The following is a 22,499-nucleotide window of genomic DNA, read 5'->3' on the forward strand; positions in this document are numbered from 1 at the left end:
GTTATTCTGGTTGTGGTTCTAATAGGAAGAAGATCAGGACATCGTGATAGCTAGTATGTATTTCTTGAAAAAGAAGTGTAGGAACTGCCATTCACACTATCTAACGAAGGCGCCTGCTGTGGTAGGCGTAGCGAGGAGACAAAGACAGGCGAACTTTCCTGTCTATGGCTCCTCGCGAAAGCCATCCACCAGCGCCGTAGCGGGGACAATGGACTCGCCACTTACATAGACAGCTAAACCACAACCTCCTGATTTAACCAGGAAAAGAAAATGAACGTGCAAGAACCATAGCCCAACGCCGCTTATTACGCACAATTAACAGAAACGTAATCCGACAGCACTGCGACGGTTAAAAACAACTACCTAAACTGCCCTACACCCACTCCAACGAAGGCGCCTGCCGTGGTAGGCGTAGCGAGGAGACAAAGACAGGCGAACTTTTCCTGTCTCTGGCTCCTCGCGAAAGCCATCCACCAGCGCCGAAGTGGCGACAATGAACTTGCCACTTACATAGACAGCTAAACCACAAACTACTGAACAAACAGGAAAAAGAAAATGAACGTGCAAGAACCACAACCCCATGCCGCTTATTACGTACGCCTGAAAGAAACGTAATAAGCCAGCACTTCCACGACTAAAAACAACTACCCGAACTGCCCCACCCACAATCTAACGAAGGCGCCTGCTGTGGTAGGCGTAGCGTGGAGACAAAGACAGGCGAACTATCCTGTCTCTGGCTCCTCGCGAAAGCCATCCACCAGCGCCGTAGTGGCGACAATGAACTTACCACTTACATAGACAGCTAAACCACAACCTCCTGATCAAACAAGAAACAGAAAAAGCACGTGCAAGAACCGCAACCCAAAGCCGCTTATTACGCACAATTAACAGAAACGTAATCCAACAAACAAGAAATAACTACAGCTAAAACAAAAAACTGCCGCTAGAAATAATGATCTAGGGCAGTTCAGATATTAGCTCTTGCCATTTTGTACATCTTTAAACGTTAGGCCAGCTTCTTGCAAATCACGCGTTCTGTGTGCAATTCTAGACGCCGCACACGCCGCCACACTTGCCACCAAATCATCCAAGAACGTATGGATACCAATTCCTTTTTTTGTATCCAATTCGTTGATGATGCCGACTTTGTTCTTATCTAAGTGACCGAAAGTAGTAACCGCGATTGAACCGTATGTGTATACCGCACCCAATGCGATGGTTTCATCGACCCCGAATAAGCCTTCATCTGATTCAACAATTTGCTGAAGCGGCTCCGATAGCTGACCTCTTTCAGCCATTTCATCCAATTCAACACCTACCAATATCGCGTGTTGCAATTCACGTTTGCGAAGAACACTTTCTACCGAGTCGACACATTGTTCGAGCGACAAGCCTTTGTTATAAGGTACTTGCAGTTCATAAACAATTTTTGCGATGTCTTGAATTTTAACCCCACGACGGATCAATGCGTTCTTTGTTGCTGCTGTCACGACATCTGAATGAACAATATTCTTACCTTCATCCATATTATTTCCCCTCTCTCTCTTCATACGCAATAGTTTTCACTAGCTTTACACTGTTATTTATCGGTATGATAATTACTAAGTGTACATTAATTATGGAGGTCCTACAAAATGAATCCAGGAAAAATTGAAGAAATCCGTTTTTACAGTAATGAACTACAAGAAGAAATGGAACTGTTGATATATTTACCAGCACGCTATTCCCCTTTATACAAACATAATGTCATGCTCGTCTCAGATGGCAAAGATTATTTTCAATACGGACGGATTGGCCGAATTGCCGATGAATTAATGGAAGATGAAATCATTGAACCTGTCATCATTGTAGGTATTCCATATAAAACGGTGCAAGAACGCAGACGTATGTATCACCCAGATGGTGATCGACACAAAGCGTATATCCGCTTTTTAGCACACGAGTTAATTCAGTATATTGATGAAACCTATCCAACATACCAAATGGGTTCTTCAAGAATGCTCATGGGTGATTCATTGGCAGCATCTGTGTCATTAATGACTGCTTTAAAATATCCAAATTGCTTCGGAAATGTCGTGTTGCATTCACCATTCGTTAACGAAGAAGTACTTGAAGCAGTGAAGGCCAATCAAAATCCAGCCAACCTTTCTATTTACCATGTGATCGGTGATAAAGAAACCTATGTACCCACAACTTCTGACGGTCGGTTGGATTTTCTAACACCTAACCGGGAGTTGCATAAAGTCATTAAAGAAAAAAGATTTCCTTACTTTTATGAAGAGCTAGACGGAGACCATACTTGGAAGTCATGGCAACCTGATATTCGTCGCGCACTGATTGAAATAAATAGCCTTTAGTAATAGAAGGAGACATCTTAGACTATTTTCTGATATACTAAAGTGGATGTACCTAAAATTCAGTCAATTCACAAGGAGGCACTCTTAAATGAAATACGGTATTGTTGCATTCCCTTCAAAAAAACTTCAAGATTTAGCAAATGGCTATCGGAAGAGATATGATCCGCATTATGCGCTAATCACACCTCACATGACGCTGAAAGATCCATTCGAAGCGAATGACAAGGAAATTGAAGAAGTAGCAAATGCGTTAAAAGAAATTACAATCAAAAACAGCCCTTTTGAGTTGAACGTGACAAAAGTTGGCTCGTTCGCGCCAACAACGAATACCATTTACTTTAAAGTTGTACCAAATGACGAAATTCTCGAGTTACACAAGGATTTAAATGTAAACTTCTATCATGATGAAAATAATTATGCTTTTGTTCCACATATTACAATTGCGCAAAACCTAACTTCTGGTGAACACGATGATGTGATTAACCAAATGAAAATGGTAGGTGTCGACCACTCGGAAGTCATCGATCGCATTCATTTACTTTATCAACTAGAAGATGGATCGTGGACAGTATACGAAACGTTCCGTCTTGATCGTGAGTCTTGATTTGCAGATTACTGTAAAAATCGTCTCAGATGAAAAAGGTCAACAGGACGCGTATATCGTTCGCAAGAAGGTTTTTGTGGAAGAACAAGGTGTCCCGTTGATCCTTGAGTTGGACGAACACGATCAGGAGGCTATCCACTTCGTCGTTTACGATGAAATGGATCAACCAATCGGTGCCGGCCGAATGAGAGGTCTTGTAAATGCACATGCTAAAATAGAGAGAATCTGTATTTTACCTGAACATCGTGGTAAACATCTTGGGTTTTTGATTATGAATACATTAGAAGAACATGCGATTAAGAGTTCTATGAAAAAACTAATTTTGAATGCACAGTCTTATGCTGTGCCCTTTTACGAAAAGTTAGGCTATGTCGTAACATCCCCTGAATTCATGGATGCTGATATTCCTCATCGCGCTATGGAGAAAAATTTGATGAACGACTGATTGCACAGTAAAAAATACCCCTTACCACTTTAAAAGTGGTAAGGGGTATTTTTATTGCATTAGACATATGCATTAATCGCTTGACCCTTTCCAACTACCTCTGCTATTTCAGGTGAGAATTGGGCTGGATTTGGTGCTATAAATCCTTTTTTAACTAAAGGTTGAGGTGCACCATTCTTTCGTTGCTTCATCTGCTCTTCTCGACGTCTTTCTTCATCTGCCAGAACATCTTCCCAATAGCTTGATTCCTCATTTTTCAGACGCACAGGACTTACTCGTCCGATATATGCAAAATTATGACGTTCGTTATTCATACGTTCTGCATACTGCTGTGCTTGGTAATTTTGTATTGGTAGTATATAACCCATGATGTGCACCTCCCTTTCAAATATATCATCATTACTAGTCTATCCACTTAGCAAGCATTCTAAACATGTTTTAGTAGATTTATTTACTTACCGCCAAGCATTTGTGAAATATCATTCAAATTTAGTCCTCTTCCACTTGTCACAATAGAGTTAACTAATTCATCTTCTACAGATTGCGGTACGTCTTTGTTCGCTACTTGACTTACCTTTTGAATGATTTTTCTCACTTGGTTTTCGTCTTTGAAATCAGCATATTGAATGGCATTCGCTAATGCAAAGACTTCTTCCATCGGCACACCCGTTTTAGATTCTATTTTTTTAAAGAATGAATCGTTCATATTCAGTTCTCCTCCTTAGAAATAGCTTCTGCCTACAATGATCAATAAAATAAACAGAACTACAATCAAGACGAATGAAGAACCGCCATATCTTTCACCACAACCTCCACCGTATCCGTAACCACCGTAACCTTGAGATGGGTAACATCCGTACATAAAAAACCCCTCCTTCCTTTCTTCTCTACTATATGCAGAGATGAATGAAATGGAGAGGGCGTTTAAGTAATTTAAACATTTCCTTTTGATGTAAAGAGCAATGCGCCAATTAGTCCGAATATGATTGCCGCACTAATTCCTGAACTTGTCACTTCGAACATGCCTGTTACCACACCGACCAGGCCATGCTTTTCTGCTTCTGCCATTGCGCCGTGCGTTAATGCGTTACCGAATGAAGTAATCGGAATCGTAGCACCGGCGCCAGCAAAATCAATAAGTGGTTCATACCAGCCAATACCGTCCAGTACCGACCCGGTCACAACCAATGAAACCAATGTGTGAGCAGGCGTTAATTTGGCGACATCCATCAATAATTGACCAATGACACAAATCAAGCCACCGACTATAAACGACGTGATGTATATAGATATCATTCTGCCGTCACCTCATTCATTGACAGTTCAATCGCGTGCGCTATACACGGAATCGTATCTCCCTGTTGAAATGACAACGGAGATAGCAAAGCACCAGTTGCCAATAATAAAACCCGCTTATATTCTCTCGTCAGCATTTTCTGATAGACATCGGAAAGAAATACAGCTGCTGAACAACCAGATCCACTAGCCCCCGCTTTAAACGACGGATCATTTCCATAAAACTCTTCGCCAGCATCTCGAAAATTTTTCGTATGAGGTAACCCATTTTCATTGGCCAATGCTTTAAATATTTTGAAACCATTGCTTCCTAAATCTCCTGTGATGATCGTGTCATAGTCATCGATTGTCCTACCATGTCCCGTCAAATGATTCATCAATGTATCACTAGCAGCCGGGGCCATCGCAGATCCCATATTAAGCGGATCCGTCATTCCCATGTCTATCACTTTACCTACAGTAGCGCAGTCAATAACTGGAGTATCTACTTTATGTTGTCCGATTAATACTGCACCAGCTGCCGTGACCGTCCATTGTGCAGTTGCTCCTTTTTGTGAACCATACTCCAGTGGATACCGAAACTGTCTCTCAATTGCGTTATGTTGACTAGAAGAACCTGCCATGATCCAATTTGCTTGCTTTGCATCCGCGAGTAATGCCGCAGTGATCATAGAAGAGACGGAAGTAGCGCATGCAGAAAACAGACCGATATATGGAATAGCTAGTGCTTGAGCTGTAAAATTTGAAGGGGTCATCTGATTAACCAAATCTCCAGTTAGGAAAAAGTCGATTTTCTCCGGCTGTTTCTTCGCTTTACTAAGTGCGATCAACACCGCGTCATACATTAACTGCTTATGACCGTCTTCGTTTGTTGGCAAATCACAACGCTCATCTTCGTATACTTTATCAAATAGTGGTGCAAACACACTTTTCTTTTTTTCCAATGGACCTGCTGTTACACCTGTTGCGTAAATACTTGGCTTGGACTGAAAGGTTAGCAATCCCCGTATCACCATGAGACCACACCAAACTTCACTAGGATGGTCTTGATTAATGCTACAACAAAGGCAGAAAAGACACCGAATAAAATAACTGAACCAGCTAATTTAAACATATTCCCGCCAACACCTAGCACATATCCTTCTGATTTATGTTCAATAGCAGCCGATACTACAGCATTACCGAATCCTGTAATCGGTACCGCTGCTCCGGCACCACCAAATTGAGAAATCTTTTTATATAATCCAAAACCCGTTAACAACATCGCAATGAAAATCATCGTAGCAACAGTTGGATTACTCGCTGTGCGTTCCGTAAAATCAAAATACGTAATATAGAAAAGTGCAATGAATTGTCCTACTAAACAAATCAAACCACCTGTTAAAAAAGCTTTCATTACATTTTTCAAAATAGGTGGTTTAGGTGATAACTCTTTCTCTATTTGGGCATACTTTTCTTGTTGCATCAGGTTTGCTCCTTTTCGATTGATTTGATTTTATCTATTTTCTTTCGATAATCTTTTTCATCTTTTTTACGGATCAACTTTTCCGTTTCGAGCAGAATTTTACTGTCTGCTGACACAGTGATTTTCAGATCAGGATATTCTTTCTCCAATTTTTTTTGAATATCCGTAGCAATCGTTTTCTTTTTAAACCGGGAAAACGTATTGACACGAATCCCTGCGAGCAATTCGTCTTCAAATAACAATACCTTTGCTAGTTTCACATGTTCATTTCTCATGATGACTTCCTCTAACGAATGCTCATCCTGTGAAGTTGTATTTTTAATGTACGTTCCTTTTTCACTGCAACCAGTAAGTAGACCAAGAATAATTAACAATATACTCAGCTTCTTCAAATGCAACGCCTCCCTTCTGTCTAGCATGTATCTTTTTTACCGGATTTATGCATATTGAGGAAAGCGCCCTGTCATGTCAATTACCCATGCATAAAGTATAGAGAACGACAAACAGGAGGTGGACAGTAGTGGGATGTGAAAAGAAAGACAGCAAACATGATGGCTGTCATAAGTCAAATTGTATTTGTGAAGTAGTGCGCTTTATCCAACGCGTTCAGAATACGTGTCCGGAAGTGGATTGTGTAGAGTGTGATACAGATTGTTTCATGGCGCCGCTTGGCAGTTTGGTCAGCCCGGTTAGAGGTCGCGTCAACACACGCGTGTTCAGTTTGCTAACGGGTAACGGGGATTATTTCAAGGCAGTATTCCGAGGTGGTAAACGTAAGCATTATCCTAAGATGACGGCAGAGCAGTCATTGACTAATCATAATTCAACACCTCATCAGCATACGAGCTGTGTTTCTGTATTTTTCCGAGTACAGACAGTGTTTGATTCTTGCTGTGCTACCATTCAAGTATTGCAACCTTTGTATAACGGAAAGCCGTTTGATATTACGACAGACGGAAAAATCTGTTATGAAAAGATTTGTAAAGTGAATGGTTTCGGACCAACGAATACGTGCTTAACGGTTGACTTGAGCTGTTTCTGCGGTATTCAGTGTATTGATGATGTATTTATCGATTTCTGCGACGAGGATTAATTGGTCGCTTGCAATGCTAAATGGCGGACCCTATATTAATAGGGTTCGTCCTTTTTTATTTAACAGAAGAATTTAAGGTATTGTGAAGGACGCCATTGATCGACGTTCTCGGCGGATGCGTTCCACTTACAATCAACTAATGTAGTTTTCTATTTTAGAATGCTGATGCATTATCTTCATGATAAATTGAAACAAAAAAACAAGGCGAACCCAATAGCAGGTTCGCCTTGTTAATAGTAAGAATTAAATAGTAAATGATTGCTGTTTCCAGAGGATATCTAAAATTTCTTCAATGCGGACGGACGTTATTTCTTTATTCGAGTTGATCCAGACGATTTCGTTTTCTAAGTCGTGGAACTTTCCTTTAACACTACCTTTTATAGTGATAATTTCTAATGGGGCGTATAATTCTTTGCGGAATGGGTGTTGCAAATATTCCAATCTTTGACGGATGAGATGGGTAGCCAATAGTTCTTGTTGAATCTCTGGTGACTCTTGTGATTCTTGTGCCGATAAGCTTTCAGGGACGGGTAAGACTTCAGGACGCTCCAGCTCTCTTGAGTGTTCCGGTTCAAAAACGGATGTGCTTTCTTCTTCTACAATGGGTGTATACCGATATTTTCTAATAACGGGGCTGGAGATGAACATTAACGGCTTTTCATGACGCATTTTCATCACTTCCTTTTAGTTAGCATATGTAATTTAAACGCCCAACGTGCCAAAATAAAAAAACAGTATTCCTAGTTCATAATGAACTAAGGAATACTGTTGCAAGGCCTAGATATATGACGACACTGATGACGTCGTTTAGTGTTGTAATAAATGGTCCTGAGGCAACAGCCGGGTCCACTTTGAGTTTATGCATAAATAATGGAATAAATGATCCTGAAATGGTTGCAACGAAAATGGAGACCAACATCGCAGCTCCTACTAGTAAAGCAATAACTAGTTCATGCTTCCAGATAAAGATTAATAAAACTACAAATATTGCACAAATCACACCTGTAATAATTCCAGTACCCGCTTCTCGCATCAGTAACTTCAACTTACTCTCATCTTCAATATCACGCGTTGCGATACCACGAACTGCAACAGCAAGTGACTGAGTTCCACTATTTCCGGCAGTTCCGGCGATCAGTGGGATAAATGCCGCTAATAGAGCAACTTGAGAAATCGTTTCCGTAAATAAATCAATTAAGTTTGCTGTTAACATTCCGAGAACTAATAAAATCAAAAGCCAAGGAATCCGTTTTTTCGCAGCAGAGAGTGGGTTTTTATCAAATGTATCCATCGTCGAGACACCGGCAAGTTTAGAATAGTCATCCGATGCTTCTTCATCGATTACGTCGATAATGTCATCGACTGTGATAATCCCTAGAATGTGTTGTTGGAAATCGACAACTGGAACAGCTAAGAAGTTATAGTCCTGAATCGTTCGGGCGACATCTTCTTGGTCGTCGGAAACTGAAACGCTGACGAGGCGATCACTCATGATGGAGCGAATTAATGTATCTTCATCGGCAATTATCAAATCGCGTAACGAAACGACTCCAGTTAAACGCTGGTAGTCATCCACAACAAAAATATAGTAAATCGTTTCAGCGCTTGGTGCTTCACTACGCAAAATGGTCATGGCGGAACGGACAGTGGAATTCTCAGAGACTGTAACGAATTCCGTCGTCATGATCGAACCAGCTGTATATTCTTCATAGTGTAGTAATGCTTTAATTTGAATCGCAGCTTCTTTATCCATCAACGTTAGATAGCTGACGACTTTCTTTTTATCTAGTTCTTTCAGGACATCTACCGCATTATCCACAAACATGTATGAAATCATCTCTGCGGCATATGTCGCGTCCATCTCCTCAAGGAACTCTTCGTATTCATCTTCTTCAATTTCACTTGTTTCAAATATTTCCGCAAGTTCTTTTGGTGATAGATAAAAATACATCAATTCCCGAAGCTCTGCACCAACTTCTTCATAAAAAGTCGCTCGATCGTATGGATGGAGTACTAGATATTCCTGTCTGAACGAATGAATATCTTCGTTGATCAGCAATTCTCGTAACTTCACTGCATCCAAAACGATTTCACTTTTCATTTGTTCTGGTTGAGTAGTCATGATTTCACACCTTCCCTTCTGCACATACGGTACGCTTACACGTACTAGTAAGTTCCTATAGACCGTACATATTTCTTCACATTAACAGAGTTGTTGCTGTTGAGAGAATCCGCACACTTGCTGACTTTGCCGTAAATAGTATTGCATATCTTCCGGCAAGGGACTAGTAAAATGCATTCTCTCTTTGGTGATTGGGTGAAGTAAACTGACGCCAGAGCAATGCAATGCTTGGCGTGGGAATACGTCTCGATTCGCATCGTATAAATCATCACCGACAAGTGGATGACCGAGCCATTGCATATGCACGCGAATTTGATGCGTACGGCCTGTGTGCAGCGTCAAGTCTACGACGGAAAAACAGTCTGCTGCATTACGGTAATGTGCTTTTACTGATACATCCGTTTTTGAATACTGACCATCTTGCCGTACAATTCTTTCAATGATACTTCCTTCTTTTCTACCAATCGGTTGTTCAATAGTCACGAATGGCGTAGAAATTATACCTTCGGCAAATGCAGTGTATTGTCGTTGAAACAAATCTTGTGCCATCTGTTTGCTCAGTAGATGATGGATATGACGGTTTTTCGCCACACAAATAATACCTGATGTATCTGTATCAAGGCGTGTCACCATATGAGCAGTCGAAAGTATACCTTCTCTTTCAAATTTTCCACAAACAAAATTCGCAAGCGTTCCAGAAGGATGATTGCGAGAAGGTATCGTACTCTGTCCAGCTGGTTTATCAAGCACCAGAAGGGTTTCATCTTCATACAAAATCGATAATGTACCCTCTTGCGGAGTTAATCCATCACTCACCTGTTCCGGAGGGAATACGACGGTCACTTGATCATTTGGCTGCAACTGATGACGCACGTTTTGAGACTGTCCATTCACCAAAATCTCTCCACCGCGATATTTAATAGCTGTTAACGTCGTTTTAGAAATTTCATGCAATGCTAAAAACTCACGAAGCAATCCACGTTCCTTCACAACGAATTGTAATTGAAACAGCCTATTATTTTTTCTTTTCATCATCTTCACGTTCATAAATTAAATCACTTGCTACAAATGACTCTTCTACACGTTTCCAGAATGGGAAAGGACGGAAGCGCGCAAAGCCCATTTTTTCATTGGATACTTTGTATTCGATGGATTTCACATCTTTATGAAGCAGTTGCAAATGATCGACTGTCACCATGAAATCAGGACCTTTTACAGGCGTCAATGTACAAATATGATGATCCGGTAAAATGAGTGGAGATCCTACTGTACGGAATACACGATTATTAATGGATGCCATTTCTGTCAATTGCATGGATGGCAATGAAGGATGGATAATCGCTCCACCAAGAGATTTACTGTAAGCAGTTGATCCGGACGGCGTCGACATGCAAAGTCCGTCTCCTCTAAAGCGTTCAAAGTGTTCTCCATTTAATTCAACATCCATCACCAACGTAACTTCAGGTGATTTTACCGTGGATTCATTCAACGCTAAATAGGATGCGCTTTTTTCAGAATGACGATAATTGATCGTTACTTCAATCAAAGGATACTCGATAACTTCATACTCTTGTCTAGCGATCAAGATCACTAATTTTTCTATTTCAGACGGTTTCCAGTCCGCATAAAATCCTAAGTGACCCGTATGAATCCCCACAAATGATGTCTTATCCAGGCGGTGTATGTATTTATGGAAAGCATGCAATAGCGTTCCATCCCCACCGATGGACAATACAATGTCCGGTTCTTCTTCATCGTATTTCAAACCGAAATCGCGTAAATACACTCGTGCTTCTTTCATTAACTTATTGGATATCTCGTCATTTCGCGACTGAATTGTGAATTTCATTACGTCACTTCCATTCTTTTTGTGAAATTCTTTTGCCATATATCAATTCACCTTTTCCAGCACTGGCTTGAATATCTCTTCGACAGCTGTACTGAATTCCTCACCATAGTTATCATTACCCTCTATATTAAAAATCAACGCCTGCAATTCGTCTGCAGCACCTGTTAATAGTATTTTCTCATCTTGCCAGACCAACACAGGTTCTGCTTGTTGTAATAGCATATCTACTAGTCCGCTCCAACTATCCTTAGGAAAATATGCATACCGATAGCCGGTCTCGTGATCAAAGATATAGACAAACGATTGACGATCTGTGTCTGTCAACATTTTTCCAGTTGGGGAACCTAACGGCCATTCTGCCTCAGGATTCAATATAAATTGAACTTCATTACCGTTCTTACTCGTTTCAATGATTTCATTTTTCATATCCAAGACATCCACTTCCTTAATTATAGACTTTACGTTTAGTCTACCATATGCCACACGTAGTTGCATTTCGTTACTGTGCATTGTGGTAAGAAAGTTGGTATAATAGATATAATAAATGAATCCATTTAATATCTTGAATAAACAGGAGGAAAAAGTATGAATCTCGACCCAATTAACACTCGGTTACTCCTTGAAATCAATACACTACAAACTCTTGGAGCGGTTCAATCCTTTAGTAGTAATCCGCCAACTAGCTCCAATGCATTCCAAATGATGCTTACACAATTGAAGGAAGGCACTAACATGAGCACTGAACTCGCAAAACCATCCGAGCAACTACTCAGCCAAGGAAGCACTATCATACCGTTTAGCATATCCACAAGCCCAGTTAAAAAATTTACCGCTACATCACCCGCCACCTCGTCACCTGGAACCAACAATCCATATGCAGACATCATCAAACAAGCTGCTGATCAATATCAACTACCAGAAAAACTAATTGCCGCAGTCATCAAACAAGAATCCAACTTCAAGAGCAATGCAAAAAGTCACGCAGGCGCAGCCGGACTCATGCAACTCATGCCAGGCACAGCTAAATACTTGGGCGTAACCAACCCGATGGACCCAAAACAGAACATCATGGGCGGAGCCAAATACTTGCGCAACATGCTCAACCAATTCGGCTCAAACGAAATGGCACTAGCAGCCTACAACGCAGGACCAGGGAACGTAAAAAAATACGGAGGCATTCCCCCCTTCAAAGAAACTCAGAACTACGTAAAAAAAGTCATGAACTACTACCAGCAAATGGTTTAATGTTGAAGCTGTCGTTTTATTACACAAGATGTTCCAACTACTTTTTAATTGTTGGTAAGCGCAAGGTGTCGTTTAACGCTGCCCTTCCTATTACTACTGGTCTTTAAACTCACTATTCTCAACAGTTTATACGATCTAATTAACCAAACTGCTATATAACAAGAAACAAAATAAGTTCTTTTATTTGTATAGAATTTCGTTCGTTGATAGAATACAGATACAGATGTACGAAGGGGTGTGAATTCAATGACTCGAAAACCTGTCATCCCTTTTGAGGAGATCGGCGAGAAAAAGTTACACGAATTGATTGAAACATTTTACGCAAAAGTGGCTGTTCACCCAGACCTCATTCCAATATTCCCTAATGATTTAACTGAAACCATTAGGAAGCAAAAACAATTTCAAACACAATATCTAGGTGGCCCGAACCTATTCACTGAAGAGCACGGACATCCAATGATGAAAGCTCGACATAACCCTTTCCCTATCACACCTACACGCGCAGAAGCATGGCTAGCATGCATGGCTGAAGCAATGGACGACGTAGGACTGGAGGGTCCACTTCGGGAAGTCTACTATAAACGCCTTGTCTTAACAGCCAACCATATGGTAAATAGGAACGAGGAGGAAGATCAGTGAACTATCTAACTGTTATTGATGATACGTTACACTACTCTGCTTCAGTAAAGCCCATTGAACTCTATGTATTTCTAGATCCTTATTGCAAGGACTGTTGGTCACTACAACCGTTGCTACGTAAAATGCAGGTCGAATACGATCACTATTTCACGTTACGCATCGCGTTGAGAACACCTATGACAAAACTGAATCCGCCTGCTTTAATTGATCCAAATGACGCCAAGTCTACGAAACGATCAAATCCTTGTTTCCCTAACATTGCAGTGAAAGCTGCAGAATTCCAAGGTAAGCGCGCAGGATTCCGTTACTTATCCTGTTTACTTGAGTATTCTTTTTTGAAGAAGCGTGACGTCGCATCGTATTCAGTACTCATTGAAATTGCGGCACGCATTAATTTAGACGTAGATGAATTTATCGCGGATTTTACTTCGGAAGAAACATCACGTGCGTTGCAAGTCGATATGTATTTAGGTAACGAAATGGAAGTAGATGAAGCTCCAACTTTCGTTTTCTTCAATAGCAACATTGAAGATGAAGGATTGAAAGTGAGTGGCCTCTATGACTATGCGATCTACGAACAGATTTTAGAAGAACTAATCGGAGGACAACTCCTACCCGACATACCCCCTTCTATTGATTCTTTATTCAATCGCTTTGACTTACTGACAACGAAGGAAATCGCAGAAATGTGCCACGTGACAGAAAAAGAAGCTGAACGTGAATTAAAGAAACGCTTACTGAAACAGGAAATCGAACGAATTCCTTTCCAAGATCGTACGTTATGGCGTAAAAAGCAACCTAATTGTTCACTAATCAAATAGCCCTTATACCAGTCGAAGCCCACCAATTTCTTGGGGGCTTCGGCTTTTTTATATGAAAACGTAAAGAAAAGAGCATCCGCTCCTGGGGGGGAGTGAATGCTCTCTTTCAAAGGGAATGGGAGAAATGTTCACGTTCAAACAAAAGGGGTGTATGTTTGGTATGTGATTTATTCCACATTTACACCATATCATAAATGACTTATGACTTCAACAAATTATAACAGCTTTCGTCTAAATGTCACAGTCTCCGCAGACGTCTGTCGAAACCTGTAAACTCACATTACCCTCTCTTTGCTAATAACTGTTCTAACTCATCCAATCGTGCTTCAAATACTCGGCAAGCCTCTTCAATTGGTTTTTCAGATGTCATATCGACACCCGCCTTTTTAAGTACTTCGATAGGATAATCGGATGATCCCGCCTTCAAGAAGTTCGAAATATAACGTTCTACTGCTGGCTCGCCCTCTTCTAGAATCTGTTTGCTAAGTGCTACAGCTGCACTATATCCTGTCGCATATTGATAAACATAATAGTTCATATAGAAGTGAGGAATACGTGCCCACTCTAAACCAATTTCCTCGTCACTAACAATCGCGTCACCATAATACTTTTTGTTTAACGCATAGTATTCTTCTGTTAATTTTTCAGCCGTCAACGGCACACCCTCTTGATCAAGCTTGTGAATCAAGTGCTCGTATTCCGCAAACATCGTCTGGCGGAACACCGTCGCACGGAATCCATCCAACCAATAGTTCAATAAGTAGATTCGCTGATCTTCATCTGTCGTCACTTTTAATAAGTGATCATTCAGCAACGCTTCATTAACTGTTGACGCAACTTCCGCGACAAATATAGAGTATCCACTATAAATGAATGGTTGATATTTACGGGAGTAATAGCTGTGTACACTATGTCCAAACTCATGAGCTAACGTAAATAAATTGCTTACATTGTCTTGCCAGTTCATTAAAATGTATGGGTTTGTTCCATAAGAACCTGAAGAATACGCACCTGAACGCTTCCCTTTATTTTCACGAACATCCACCCAGCGATTATCAAGACCTTCTTTTACAACAGCCCGATAGTCTTCACCCAGCGGATGGAAGCTCTCAAGCATAGTCTCTTTCGCTTCCTCGTATGTGTATTTCATCTCCGTATCTTCAACTAGTGGTGTGTAGATATCCCACATATGCAGCGTATCCACATTCAATACTTTTTTACGCAAGGCTACATAACGATGCAGTAAGCCTAGATTTTTATTGATGGTAGACAATAGATTTTCATATACTTGTTCTGGAATATGGTTATTCGATAATGCTGCCGCTCTTGCTGAACTATAATTTCTAATTCGTGCATTCACATTATGCCCTTTTACATTACCGCTTAACGTCGAAGCAAATGTATTTTTGAACTCTCCATATCTTGAATACATTTCTTTAAATGCCGCTTCGCGTACTTTCGGATCTTTACTCTCTAGGAATTGCGAATAACGACCATGTGTTAATTGAATGTCATTTCCCTTTTCGTCTTTGACCAAACCGAAAGTTAGATCCGCGTTGTTTAACATACTGAATGTTTCAGAGGACTTTCCTGTCACTTCAGACAACTGCGCGATTAATTGTTCCTGTTCTGAGGACAAAACGTGAGCGCGTTCTGCATTCAACTCTTCAAATTCCTGTTTATATAAACGCAAGCCTTCATGTGACTCAATCGTTTCATTCAACTGCTTTTCATCAATGGAAAGTAATTCTGGAGTGAAATAAGATAACGCTGTAGATATTTTCACAACTAGCGTTCTAATTCGGCCATCCATTGCCTGATAAAAACTATTCGTCGTATCTTGATCTGTTTTAAGATGCGCATACGTATACAATCTACGTAGTCGTTCCGCCAATTTATCACGATATGTTAGCGCTTCAAACAGTGGACGAGCGCCATTGCCAAGAGTGCCTTTATACTGTTCTGCTTCTTTAGCCATCTCTTCAATTTTGCTGTATTCTTTATCCCATTCTTCATCAGAAGAAAATATATCTTCCAAGCGCCATGTTTCCTCTTCAGATACTTCATCGCGCGTCAATACTTTGTTATCATTCGTCAATCCAATTCCTCCTTCTGCATTTACCGTTATTTGATTCTCTTGTATTTTCTCAATTCCTGGCATGCATTGCAAGAAATCGCCCTGAAAGTATTTCCAGTACAAAATCTCTGCCCATCAATTTATCCAGTCGATAGATATCTATGCGTTGCTCTCTCAAGAAATCCACATAGTTTTGACAAGCTTCTAATTGTCGGCTTGAATCCCCTTCAAATGTTTTGATAAATGAATGAAGAAAGGAACGATTTAGTTGGAAGGCTGTAGTTCTCGTTTGTCGGATGGCCGCAATAAGAAGCAATTGCCATTCACAGTCGGACTCTGTAAATGCCTCTTGTCCTATTGTTGGAACGCCAATCCATCCAGGAAGTTGAACGGGCTGCACACGCATTTCATAACATGCACGCAAAAAACGATGATGGATACCTCTTTGATTATACCCAATAACCGACCGAAGATACTTTCTGCGCGCAGATTGATATTGACGTGTCAGTTCTTCTATATCCTTTGTGGATGGAGTAGCAGGAATAGCGAAAGGAATGGTTTGATGTTTGATTCGCATGACGGAGTGACACATTGCAAATGCGGTACCGCGAAGATGAATGAAATGACTGAGGTAGTGAAATTGTTGCTTGGATGGATTGTATGTTAAAAAAACTGATAATGTCTCTTTAGCACTTGAATGAATGTGGCGGATAAAGTGTTGTTGGAATTGAGTGAATCGATGGGTAAGAACAAATGCTAGGGAATCTTGAACGGTTGGAGGTGTTAGGACGATCCATATAGGATTCATATTTACGCTATGGTAGCCTGCGTTTCGCTCGAGGATATGTGCAATGGGAATCGTACTGCATTGGAATTCGATTGGGATTTTGTCTTTCTGCCACGTTACGAGCAGATCAGGACGTTGTCGTATGTCTGGTAAATAAGGTTCTATTTCAGTTGGTAGCTGAAGATGTGAAAATAGTTCATAGAGTTGGATTTTGCCGAGCAGATGGGTTGGGGACTCCCCTTCTGAGAAACTGTCCCGGCAGGTGGTTTGCTTCAGGTGAGCAAAGTGTGGAATTATGATGTCGCCGACTTTCAGGAGTACTGGTTCTTTGCATTGAGGACAATGAAAGGATTCGTTTTTACGCCACTCCCGTAAGCTGGTCAAGGACAACTGCCGTGTTAGCACGACTTGCTTCCCGTCACTTGTAAGAGCTGTTAACAAGGCCTTCACACTCCTTCTCTTCTATACTACGAATTTTCTGATTAGTTGGCAAGGGGCAAGTTACATGTTTTTAACTGGGTTTGTTAATTGAGGGGGTCTGCGTTACCCTACTAAGGCACGCGGTTGGTAGAGAGACTTTGCGGCTGCGGGTCCTTTGGCACTTGTTGTTGGGACGTTGCTCGATTGGTTGTTGGGGACGTAAGTTAGTGAGTGTCTGCTTTCTCGATCCGCGCAGGCACGTGGGGGATTGCCTACAGCCAGGAGCCAGCTGGCAAAGTGCCGCCAGTTGGCTCCTGGCCACGGCCTACCCCGCAGTTGTGCCTGCGCTGCTGAGTGGTAGTAATTTTGGTTGTGGTTCTAAGTAGACTAGTAAAATGATAAAATGCGTACCTTACCCAACCTATAAACTTGGTTGGCGGAAAGACTATGCGGCTGCGGGTCTTTGGCACTTGTTGTTGGGGTCGTTGCTCGATTGTTTATTGGGGACGGAAGTTAGTGAGTGTCTGCTTTCTGGACCCGCGCAGGCACGTGGGGGATTGCCTACAGCCAAGAGCCAGCTGGCAAAGTTCCGCCAACTGTCTCTTGGCCACGGCCTACCCCGCAGTTGTGCCTGCGCTACTAAGTGGTAGTAATTTTGGTTGTGGTTCTAAGAATGATAAATTGCGTACCTTACCGAACCTACAAACGCGGTTGACGGAAAGACTAGGCGACTGCGAGTCTTTGTCACTTTTGTTGAGGTCGTTGCTCGATTGGTTATTGGGGACGGAAATTAGTGAATGTCTGCTTTCTGGACCCGCGCAGGCACGTGGGGGATTGCCTACAGCCAGGAGCCAGCTGGCGGTGGTGCTGCCAGTTGTCTCCCGGCCACGGCCTACCCCGCAGTTGTGCCTGCGCTACTAAGTGGTAGTTATTCTGGTTGTGGTTCTAAGAATGATTAATTGCGTATCTTACCCAACCTCAAATGCGGTTGGCGGAATGACTATGCGGATACGAGTCTTTGTCACTTTACGTCGGGGCGTCTCTCGACCGGCTGTCGGGCATTGAAGTTAGTGAGGGTCAGCTTTCTGGACCCGCACAGGCACGCGGGGGATTGCCTACAGCCAGGAGCCAGCTGGCGGTGGTGCTGCCAGTTGTCTCCTGGCCACAGCCTACCCCGCAGTTGTGCCTGCGCTACTGAGTGGAATTTATTTTGGTTGTGGTTCTAAGAGCAGGAAAATTTGCGACTTGGTAAACTGATTTTGTGCTATTTGAAAAAGAAATATACGAACTGCCCTACACCCAATCGAACGAAGGCGACTGCTGTGGTAGGCGCAGCGAGGAGACAAAGACAGGCGTACTTCCTGTCTCTGGCTCCTCGCGAAAGCCATCCACCAGCGCCGTAGTGGGGACAATGGACTCGCCACTTTCATAGACAGCTAAACCACAAACTACTGATTAAACAGGAAGTGAATAAGCACGTGCAAGAACCACAACTCAGTGCCGCTTATTACGTACTTTAAACAGAAACGTAATCCGGCAAGCACTTAATCACTTCGATGCACACCACATGTTCTAGTGCCAGCCAAAAGTACTTGTTCTAGCCTAAAAAGCACGTCGAGTTGCCCCACATACTACCAAACAAAAAGACTATTTATGGGTGGCAAAACAAAAAAAGGCTACCAAGTTACTGGTAGCCTTTTAGAGTATTATGAGAAATATTTATTTACTTGTTCAAATACGTCAGATCCCATGACTTCCTTGCCATACTCATCTATACGATGAATAGACATCTTAGACACTGCACCGTATTCTGTTACCATGCTGGCAATGTCCTTCGCACGTTTCTTCTCAATAAGAGAATAGTCGAAGCGTAAGTTGAGATAATAACGATCCTCGAATGCATATAGTTGCGAATCAAATTCGTCTTCGAGTGAAATCATCTTGCTAGCCAATGGTATGATTTGGTCAAACTCATTGAAAACAAATAATCTATCTTTAACTTGCAACTCTTCTTCACTTTCCTCTTCAGAGTCAGTAATCGCATCGAAAATTGGATCGAATAATTCTTCTGGATCTTCAATTCCAAATGGAAACTGTGAAGATTCTGCGTTCTTTGGAAGATGTGCACGCGTTACAATCACTTCAATGCCTTCATTCATAGCGTTAACTTGAATCCAAAGCGGTCCTTCAACTTCGAATTCCGTGTCATCACCAAGTTCATCCATCATATCCCAAAAAAGCTCTTCGCTTTTATCGCGATTATACCAGACGTCTTCTTTACTAAAACCACGGGCTTCAATATCTCCATAGGATAAATTAAACTTTACCGTGTTTTCATTAATGCGCTCTATTTCCATCCCTTATCTCTCCCTTCTGTAGAACAGGCCCTCCCCTGTCATATACTAATACACACTTGCAATGCTTATTACTACTATATGTCGACTCCGACGTTTTCGTAAGGGTTAATTGTATTTCATTTTACTAATGTTTGCATTGAAGTGGCTCATCTAGAGGAATACAAGGGAATATCAATTCAAAAAAGCTGATAGGCACAATTGTATCCCGTGTCATCCCTATCAGCTTTTGTTATTAAGATTAGTTTACCATACGCCGCGCTTCGAGCAGCTGATAGGCTCTAACTTTTCTCGGTAGGAAACGACGAATCTCATCTTCATTGTACCCTACTTGGAGTCTTTTTTCATCTAGAATGATTGGTCTTCTCAAAAGACCAGGATGTTCTTGGATCAACTCATATAATCTTTGAAGTGGAAGACTTTCCACATCAACATTTAATTTTTGGAATATCTTGGATCGTGTTGAAATAATTTCGTCAGTACCATCTTCCGTCATGCGAAGAATTTGTTTGATCTCTTGAATATTCAATGGTTCAGAGAAAATGTTACGCTCTGTATAAGGAATCTCATGTTCCTCCAACCATGCTTTTGCTTTTCTACAAGATGTACAACTAGGCGATGTATAAAGTGTGACACCCATTTATTGACACGTCCTTTCCTACGGCTTACGCTCATTAGATTTAATATATTTGCAATTCGTGTGGTTCACTTTAGAATTATTATAATTAATCTCTATACTGTTCATTATACACATAATCATTCTCAATTAATATAGTTTTTCGAAAAAACTTTTTCGAAATTCACAATTTCTTATTTTTCAACATTACAGTAGAGAATCATGCTGTATTCTGCGATAAATGAACATCTTCTACTTTAATACCCAAGGCATAAATGTTTTAAACATTTCATTTGTAAATAAATGCATTCTCATTTAGAAAATACTTCTGCTAATTATTCCCTCTCTGTATAGTACGTACAGGTGTACTAAAAGGTTTCATGTTGTGCAAATCTTTTTTCTTTTTATTAAATCAAAGTTGCATTTTTTAAAAGGTATCGATATAATCTTAAGCAATATAGTGAATGGCATTGAAGGAAAGAGTATTTTTGTTGCGGTTTTTGTAGAGAGCTTGTATAAGGTGAAAACAAGTAAAACTGCACAAAATGAATGGGCTCCTGAGCTTGATGGATGAAAACAGTACTCCATCACGTCTTCCCACGTTATGGGAATTGAGCGGCTATTAGTAGCAATTCGGGTGGTACCACGGTTACCTTTCATCAATCGTCCCTATTTACAGGGGATGACTGATGTTTTTTTATGCCATTTTTCACGTACGATACAGACTGTTTCGTTCCAGTCTACATTTTAAAGGAGGAAATATTATCATGAAAACCATCTTTTCAGGTGTACAACCAACAGGTGTCATCACATTAGGGAACTATATTGGCGCATTCCGTCAATTCGTTGAGCTACAAAACGACGAGGACTGTATTTTCTGTATCGTAGATCAGCACGCAATCACAGTACAGCAAAATCCAGATGACCTAAAACAAGCGATTCGTTCACTAGCTGCTACGTATATCGCAAGTGGTATTGATCCAGATAAATCCACATTGTTCATCCAATCAGAAGTTCCGGCGCACGCTCAAGCTGGATGGCTCATGCAATGCATTTCGTACATTGGTGAACTCGAGCGTATGACGCAGTTTAAAGACAAATCAGATGGAGCAGAAGGTGTATCTGCCGCACTTCTTACCTACCCTCCATTAATGGCTGCGGACATTTTATTGTATAACACGGATATCGTGCCAGTCGGGGAAGACCAGAAGCAACATCTAGAGCTAACTAGAGATTTAGCAGAGCGCTTCAATAGCCGATACGGAAAAGTATTGACCATTCCGGCCGTTCGTATTCCTAAAAATGGCGCTCGTATAAAATCTTTACAAGATCCATTGAAGAAAATGAGTAAATCTGATCCAAATAAAAAAGCGACCATTACGATTTTGGACACACCAAAAGAAATTGAAAAGAAAATCAAAAGTGCGGTAACGGACTCTGAAGGTATCGTGAAATTCGATGTAGAAAACAAACCAGGTGTCTCCAATTTATTGATTATCGAATCTTCACTGAGTGGTGTAACCATTGAAGAATTGGAAGCAAAATACGAAGGCCAAGGCTACGGAGCATTTAAAGCCGGTGTCGCTGATGCGATCAACCAACACTTAGCTGGAATCCAAGAACGCTATCATGAACTAATCAACTCTCCTGAACTCGATGCAATCCTCGATCAAGGAGCCGAAAAAGCAAACACCATCGCTTCCGCCACCCTCAAAAAGATGGAGGCCGCGATGGGCTTGGGACGTAGACGGTAAGTAGTAATAAAATAACCGCCACTACTAACATCATAAAATCCGTCGACTGCAAAATAAAAATCAATATCTGTTGATAATTATAACCAAGCGCAGAATAATTCAAGTAAAACAACAAATTGGCCAACGTCACCACAATCACACAATAACTACAAACAAATATAAAAAATCGCGTCACAGACATCTCGTCCTTTACCCTTTTCCTTCATCCTATGTTCAGACCAGGTGTAATTAGACGAGTCTTAAAAGTCATAACCAAAAAAGACTGAAAACATCTCCAGAAACATTATAAGGAGCTTGTCTTCAGTCTTTTGGTTTTGGTTTTGGTTTTGGTTTTGGTTTTGGTTTTGGTTTTTCACTTTAATATTTAATGCATGAATGTTCTACCGATAGAACAATACGTCAGTTTACCGTAAGTGGAAGGCGGCGACTCCCTCTTGAAAAGGTGATGATGACAAGGCTTGTCGCATTATTCTATTGACCCAAAAAGAATTTATATGACTAGTAAAGAGAATCGTCTACCTGAAAGTACATACTTTTGTAGATACTGTAAGTAAA

General features: G+C 41.1%; 25 protein-coding genes and 1 other annotated feature. Of the genes, 8 read left to right on the forward strand and 17 right to left on the reverse strand.

Annotation, left to right across the window (positions count from 1 at the left end; translation table 11 throughout):
- Positions 1-974 precede the first annotated feature (974 nt).
- Entirely contained in the window at positions 975-1,526 is a 552-nt protein-coding gene (locus CSV68_RS15435) for a phosphatidylglycerophosphatase A family protein (protein WP_099635552.1), read from the reverse strand.
- A 108-nt stretch (positions 1,527-1,634) separates the two neighbouring features.
- Between CSV68_RS15435 and CSV68_RS15440 the strand changes: the two genes are divergently transcribed.
- The 3 genes from CSV68_RS15440 to CSV68_RS15450 all read left to right on the forward strand — a co-directional run bounded on the left by CSV68_RS15440 (position 1,635) and on the right by CSV68_RS15450 (position 3,406).
- Complete coding sequence (locus CSV68_RS15440) at positions 1,635-2,357, forward strand: alpha/beta hydrolase (protein WP_099662593.1); 723 nt, start codon at positions 1,635-1,637, stop codon at positions 2,355-2,357.
- A gap of 88 nt (positions 2,358-2,445) precedes the next feature.
- Positions 2,446-2,961 carry a YjcG family protein gene (locus CSV68_RS15445; protein ID WP_099635550.1) on the forward strand — a complete coding sequence of 172 codons (516 nt, stop codon included), beginning with the start codon at positions 2,446-2,448 and terminating at the stop codon, positions 2,959-2,961.
- Positions 2,962-2,968: 7 nt separating this feature from the next.
- Positions 2,969-3,406, forward strand: a complete 438-nt coding sequence (locus CSV68_RS15450; RefSeq protein WP_369824194.1) for a GNAT family N-acetyltransferase — start codon at positions 2,969-2,971, stop codon at positions 3,404-3,406.
- A 59-nt stretch (positions 3,407-3,465) separates the two neighbouring features.
- Here the strand turns inward: CSV68_RS15450 and CSV68_RS15455 are convergent, their stop codons facing one another.
- The 7 genes from CSV68_RS15455 to CSV68_RS15485 form a co-directional block, all read right to left on the reverse strand.
- Positions 3,466-3,774 (reverse strand): hypothetical protein, encoded by a 309-nt coding sequence (locus tag CSV68_RS15455; RefSeq protein ID WP_099635548.1) that lies wholly within the window; start codon positions 3,772-3,774, stop codon positions 3,466-3,468.
- An 83-nt stretch (positions 3,775-3,857) separates the two neighbouring features.
- Entirely contained in the window at positions 3,858-4,112 is a 255-nt protein-coding gene (locus tag CSV68_RS15460) for a stage VI sporulation protein F (RefSeq protein WP_099635547.1), read from the reverse strand.
- Positions 4,113-4,127: 15 nt separating this feature from the next.
- Entirely contained in the window at positions 4,128-4,268 is a 141-nt protein-coding gene (locus CSV68_RS17565) for a YjcZ family sporulation protein (protein WP_099635546.1), read from the reverse strand.
- Positions 4,269-4,339: 71 nt separating this feature from the next.
- Positions 4,340-4,702: a stage V sporulation protein AE gene (gene spoVAE, locus CSV68_RS15470; protein ID WP_099635545.1), complete on the reverse strand. Its 363-nt coding sequence runs from the start codon at positions 4,700-4,702 to the stop codon at positions 4,340-4,342.
- Positions 4,699-5,718: a beta-ketoacyl-[acyl-carrier-protein] synthase family protein gene (locus CSV68_RS15475; RefSeq protein ID WP_099635544.1), complete on the reverse strand. Its 1,020-nt coding sequence runs from the start codon at positions 5,716-5,718 to the stop codon at positions 4,699-4,701. The genes spoVAE and CSV68_RS15475 overlap by 4 nt, the downstream gene beginning before the upstream one ends.
- On the reverse strand, positions 5,712-6,167 hold the full coding sequence (gene spoVAC, locus CSV68_RS15480) for a stage V sporulation protein AC (protein ID WP_099635543.1): 456 nt from the start codon (positions 6,165-6,167) through the stop codon (positions 5,712-5,714). Before spoVAC ends, CSV68_RS15475 begins: the two co-directional genes overlap by 7 nt.
- On the reverse strand, positions 6,167-6,559 hold the full coding sequence (locus CSV68_RS15485; RefSeq protein WP_099635542.1) for a hypothetical protein: 393 nt from the start codon (positions 6,557-6,559) through the stop codon (positions 6,167-6,169). The genes spoVAC and CSV68_RS15485 overlap by 1 nt, the downstream gene beginning before the upstream one ends.
- Positions 6,560-6,687: 128 nt before the next feature.
- Between CSV68_RS15485 and CSV68_RS15490 the strand changes: the two genes are divergently transcribed.
- Positions 6,688-7,260: a CotY/CotZ family spore coat protein gene (locus CSV68_RS15490; RefSeq protein WP_099635541.1), complete on the forward strand. Its 573-nt coding sequence runs from the start codon at positions 6,688-6,690 to the stop codon at positions 7,258-7,260.
- Between the two features lie 243 nt (positions 7,261-7,503).
- Here CSV68_RS15490 and CSV68_RS15495 read toward each other — a convergent pair whose 3' ends face one another.
- From CSV68_RS15495 to CSV68_RS15515, 5 genes are all read right to left on the reverse strand, one after another.
- Positions 7,504-7,929, reverse strand: a complete 426-nt coding sequence (locus CSV68_RS15495) for a hypothetical protein (RefSeq protein ID WP_099635540.1) — start codon at positions 7,927-7,929, stop codon at positions 7,504-7,506.
- Positions 7,930-8,005: 76 nt separating this feature from the next.
- Positions 8,006-9,382: a magnesium transporter gene (mgtE, locus tag CSV68_RS15500; protein ID WP_099635539.1), complete on the reverse strand. Its 1,377-nt coding sequence runs from the start codon at positions 9,380-9,382 to the stop codon at positions 8,006-8,008.
- Positions 9,383-9,463: 81 nt separating this feature from the next.
- On the reverse strand, positions 9,464-10,429 hold the full coding sequence (locus CSV68_RS15505) for an RluA family pseudouridine synthase (RefSeq protein ID WP_233192945.1): 966 nt from the start codon (positions 10,427-10,429) through the stop codon (positions 9,464-9,466).
- Positions 10,398-11,231, reverse strand: coding sequence for an NAD kinase (locus CSV68_RS15510; protein WP_029052471.1), 834 nt, complete (start codon positions 11,229-11,231; stop codon positions 10,398-10,400). The genes CSV68_RS15505 and CSV68_RS15510 overlap by 32 nt, the downstream gene beginning before the upstream one ends.
- A gap of 42 nt (positions 11,232-11,273) precedes the next feature.
- Positions 11,274-11,657, reverse strand: a complete 384-nt coding sequence (locus CSV68_RS15515) for a UPF0738 family protein (RefSeq protein ID WP_143561017.1) — start codon at positions 11,655-11,657, stop codon at positions 11,274-11,276.
- Positions 11,658-11,816: 159 nt separating this feature from the next.
- On the opposite strand from CSV68_RS15515, the gene CSV68_RS17585 reads away from it, so the two are divergent.
- The 3 genes from CSV68_RS17585 (at position 11,817) to CSV68_RS15530 (ending at position 13,936) form a co-directional block, all read left to right on the forward strand.
- Positions 11,817-12,476, forward strand: a complete 660-nt coding sequence (locus tag CSV68_RS17585) for a lytic transglycosylase domain-containing protein (protein ID WP_099662594.1) — start codon at positions 11,817-11,819, stop codon at positions 12,474-12,476.
- Between the two features lie 246 nt (positions 12,477-12,722).
- Positions 12,723-13,115, forward strand: a complete 393-nt coding sequence (locus CSV68_RS15525) for a globin domain-containing protein (RefSeq protein WP_099635536.1) — start codon at positions 12,723-12,725, stop codon at positions 13,113-13,115.
- Positions 13,112-13,936 (forward strand): DsbA family protein, encoded by an 825-nt coding sequence (locus CSV68_RS15530; RefSeq protein ID WP_099635535.1) that lies wholly within the window; start codon positions 13,112-13,114, stop codon positions 13,934-13,936. The genes CSV68_RS15525 and CSV68_RS15530 overlap by 4 nt, the downstream gene beginning before the upstream one ends.
- A 280-nt stretch (positions 13,937-14,216) precedes the next feature.
- On the opposite strand, the gene pepF is transcribed toward CSV68_RS15530, so the two are convergent.
- From pepF to spxA, 4 genes are all read right to left on the reverse strand, one after another.
- Positions 14,217-16,034, reverse strand: a complete 1,818-nt coding sequence (gene pepF / locus CSV68_RS15535; protein ID WP_099635553.1) for an oligoendopeptidase F — start codon at positions 16,032-16,034, stop codon at positions 14,217-14,219.
- Between the two features lie 49 nt (positions 16,035-16,083).
- Positions 16,084-17,241 (reverse strand): competence protein CoiA, encoded by a 1,158-nt coding sequence (locus CSV68_RS15540; RefSeq protein WP_158233533.1) that lies wholly within the window; start codon positions 17,239-17,241, stop codon positions 16,084-16,086.
- 1,685 nt (positions 17,242-18,926) lie between these two features.
- On the reverse strand, positions 18,927-19,577 hold the full coding sequence (gene mecA, locus CSV68_RS15545; RefSeq protein ID WP_099635455.1) for an adaptor protein MecA: 651 nt from the start codon (positions 19,575-19,577) through the stop codon (positions 18,927-18,929).
- 238 nt (positions 19,578-19,815) lie between these two features.
- Positions 19,816-20,214 (reverse strand): transcriptional regulator SpxA, encoded by a 399-nt coding sequence (gene spxA / locus CSV68_RS15550; RefSeq protein ID WP_009765721.1) that lies wholly within the window; start codon positions 20,212-20,214, stop codon positions 19,816-19,818.
- Between the two features lie 437 nt (positions 20,215-20,651).
- Positions 20,652-20,864, forward strand: a binding site (T-box leader).
- Positions 20,865-20,957: 93 nt separating this feature from the next.
- Between spxA and trpS the strand changes: the two genes are divergently transcribed.
- Complete coding sequence (gene trpS, locus CSV68_RS15560) at positions 20,958-21,944, forward strand: tryptophan--tRNA ligase (RefSeq protein WP_099635457.1); 987 nt, start codon at positions 20,958-20,960, stop codon at positions 21,942-21,944.
- Positions 21,945-22,499: the final 555 nt, after the last annotated feature.

The organism is Sporosarcina sp. P29 (assembly GCF_002743265.1).
Taxonomy (GTDB): Bacteria; Bacillota; Bacilli; order Bacillales_A; family Planococcaceae; genus Sporosarcina.

Coding starts and splice junctions, on each gene's coding strand:
- CSV68_RS15435 (WP_099635552.1), bottom strand. CDS start 1,526: ATGGATGAAGGTAAGAATATTGTTCATTCAGATGTCGTGACAGCAGCA.
- CSV68_RS15440 (WP_099662593.1), top strand. CDS start 1,635: ATGAATCCAGGAAAAATTGAAGAAATCCGTTTTTACAGTAATGAACTA.
- CSV68_RS15445 (WP_099635550.1), top strand. CDS start 2,446: ATGAAATACGGTATTGTTGCATTCCCTTCAAAAAAACTTCAAGATTTA.
- CSV68_RS15455 (WP_099635548.1), bottom strand. CDS start 3,774: ATGGGTTATATACTACCAATACAAAATTACCAAGCACAGCAGTATGCA.
- CSV68_RS15460 (WP_099635547.1), bottom strand. CDS start 4,112: ATGAACGATTCATTCTTTAAAAAAATAGAATCTAAAACGGGTGTGCCG.
- CSV68_RS17565 (WP_099635546.1), bottom strand. CDS start 4,268: ATGTACGGATGTTACCCATCTCAAGGTTACGGTGGTTACGGATACGGT.
- spoVAE (WP_099635545.1), bottom strand. CDS start 4,702: ATGATATCTATATACATCACGTCGTTTATAGTCGGTGGCTTGATTTGT.
- CSV68_RS15475 (WP_099635544.1), bottom strand. CDS start 5,718: ATGGTGATACGGGGATTGCTAACCTTTCAGTCCAAGCCAAGTATTTAC.
- spoVAC (WP_099635543.1), bottom strand. CDS start 6,167: ATGCAACAAGAAAAGTATGCCCAAATAGAGAAAGAGTTATCACCTAAA.
- CSV68_RS15495 (WP_099635540.1), bottom strand. CDS start 7,929: ATGCGTCATGAAAAGCCGTTAATGTTCATCTCCAGCCCCGTTATTAGA.
- mgtE (WP_099635539.1), bottom strand. CDS start 9,382: ATGACTACTCAACCAGAACAAATGAAAAGTGAAATCGTTTTGGATGCA.
- CSV68_RS15505 (WP_233192945.1), bottom strand. CDS start 10,429: ATGAACGTGAAGATGATGAAAAGAAAAAATAATAGGCTGTTTCAATTA.
- CSV68_RS15510 (WP_029052471.1), bottom strand. CDS start 11,231: ATGAAATTCACAATTCAGTCGCGAAATGACGAGATATCCAATAAGTTA.
- CSV68_RS15515 (WP_143561017.1), bottom strand. CDS start 11,657: ATGAAAAATGAAATCATTGAAACGAGTAAGAACGGTAATGAAGTTCAA.
- CSV68_RS17585 (WP_099662594.1), top strand. CDS start 11,817: ATGAATCTCGACCCAATTAACACTCGGTTACTCCTTGAAATCAATACA.
- CSV68_RS15525 (WP_099635536.1), top strand. CDS start 12,723: ATGACTCGAAAACCTGTCATCCCTTTTGAGGAGATCGGCGAGAAAAAG.
- mecA (WP_099635455.1), bottom strand. CDS start 19,577: ATGGAAATAGAGCGCATTAATGAAAACACGGTAAAGTTTAATTTATCC.
- spxA (WP_009765721.1), bottom strand. CDS start 20,214: ATGGGTGTCACACTTTATACATCGCCTAGTTGTACATCTTGTAGAAAA.
- trpS (WP_099635457.1), top strand. CDS start 20,958: ATGAAAACCATCTTTTCAGGTGTACAACCAACAGGTGTCATCACATTA.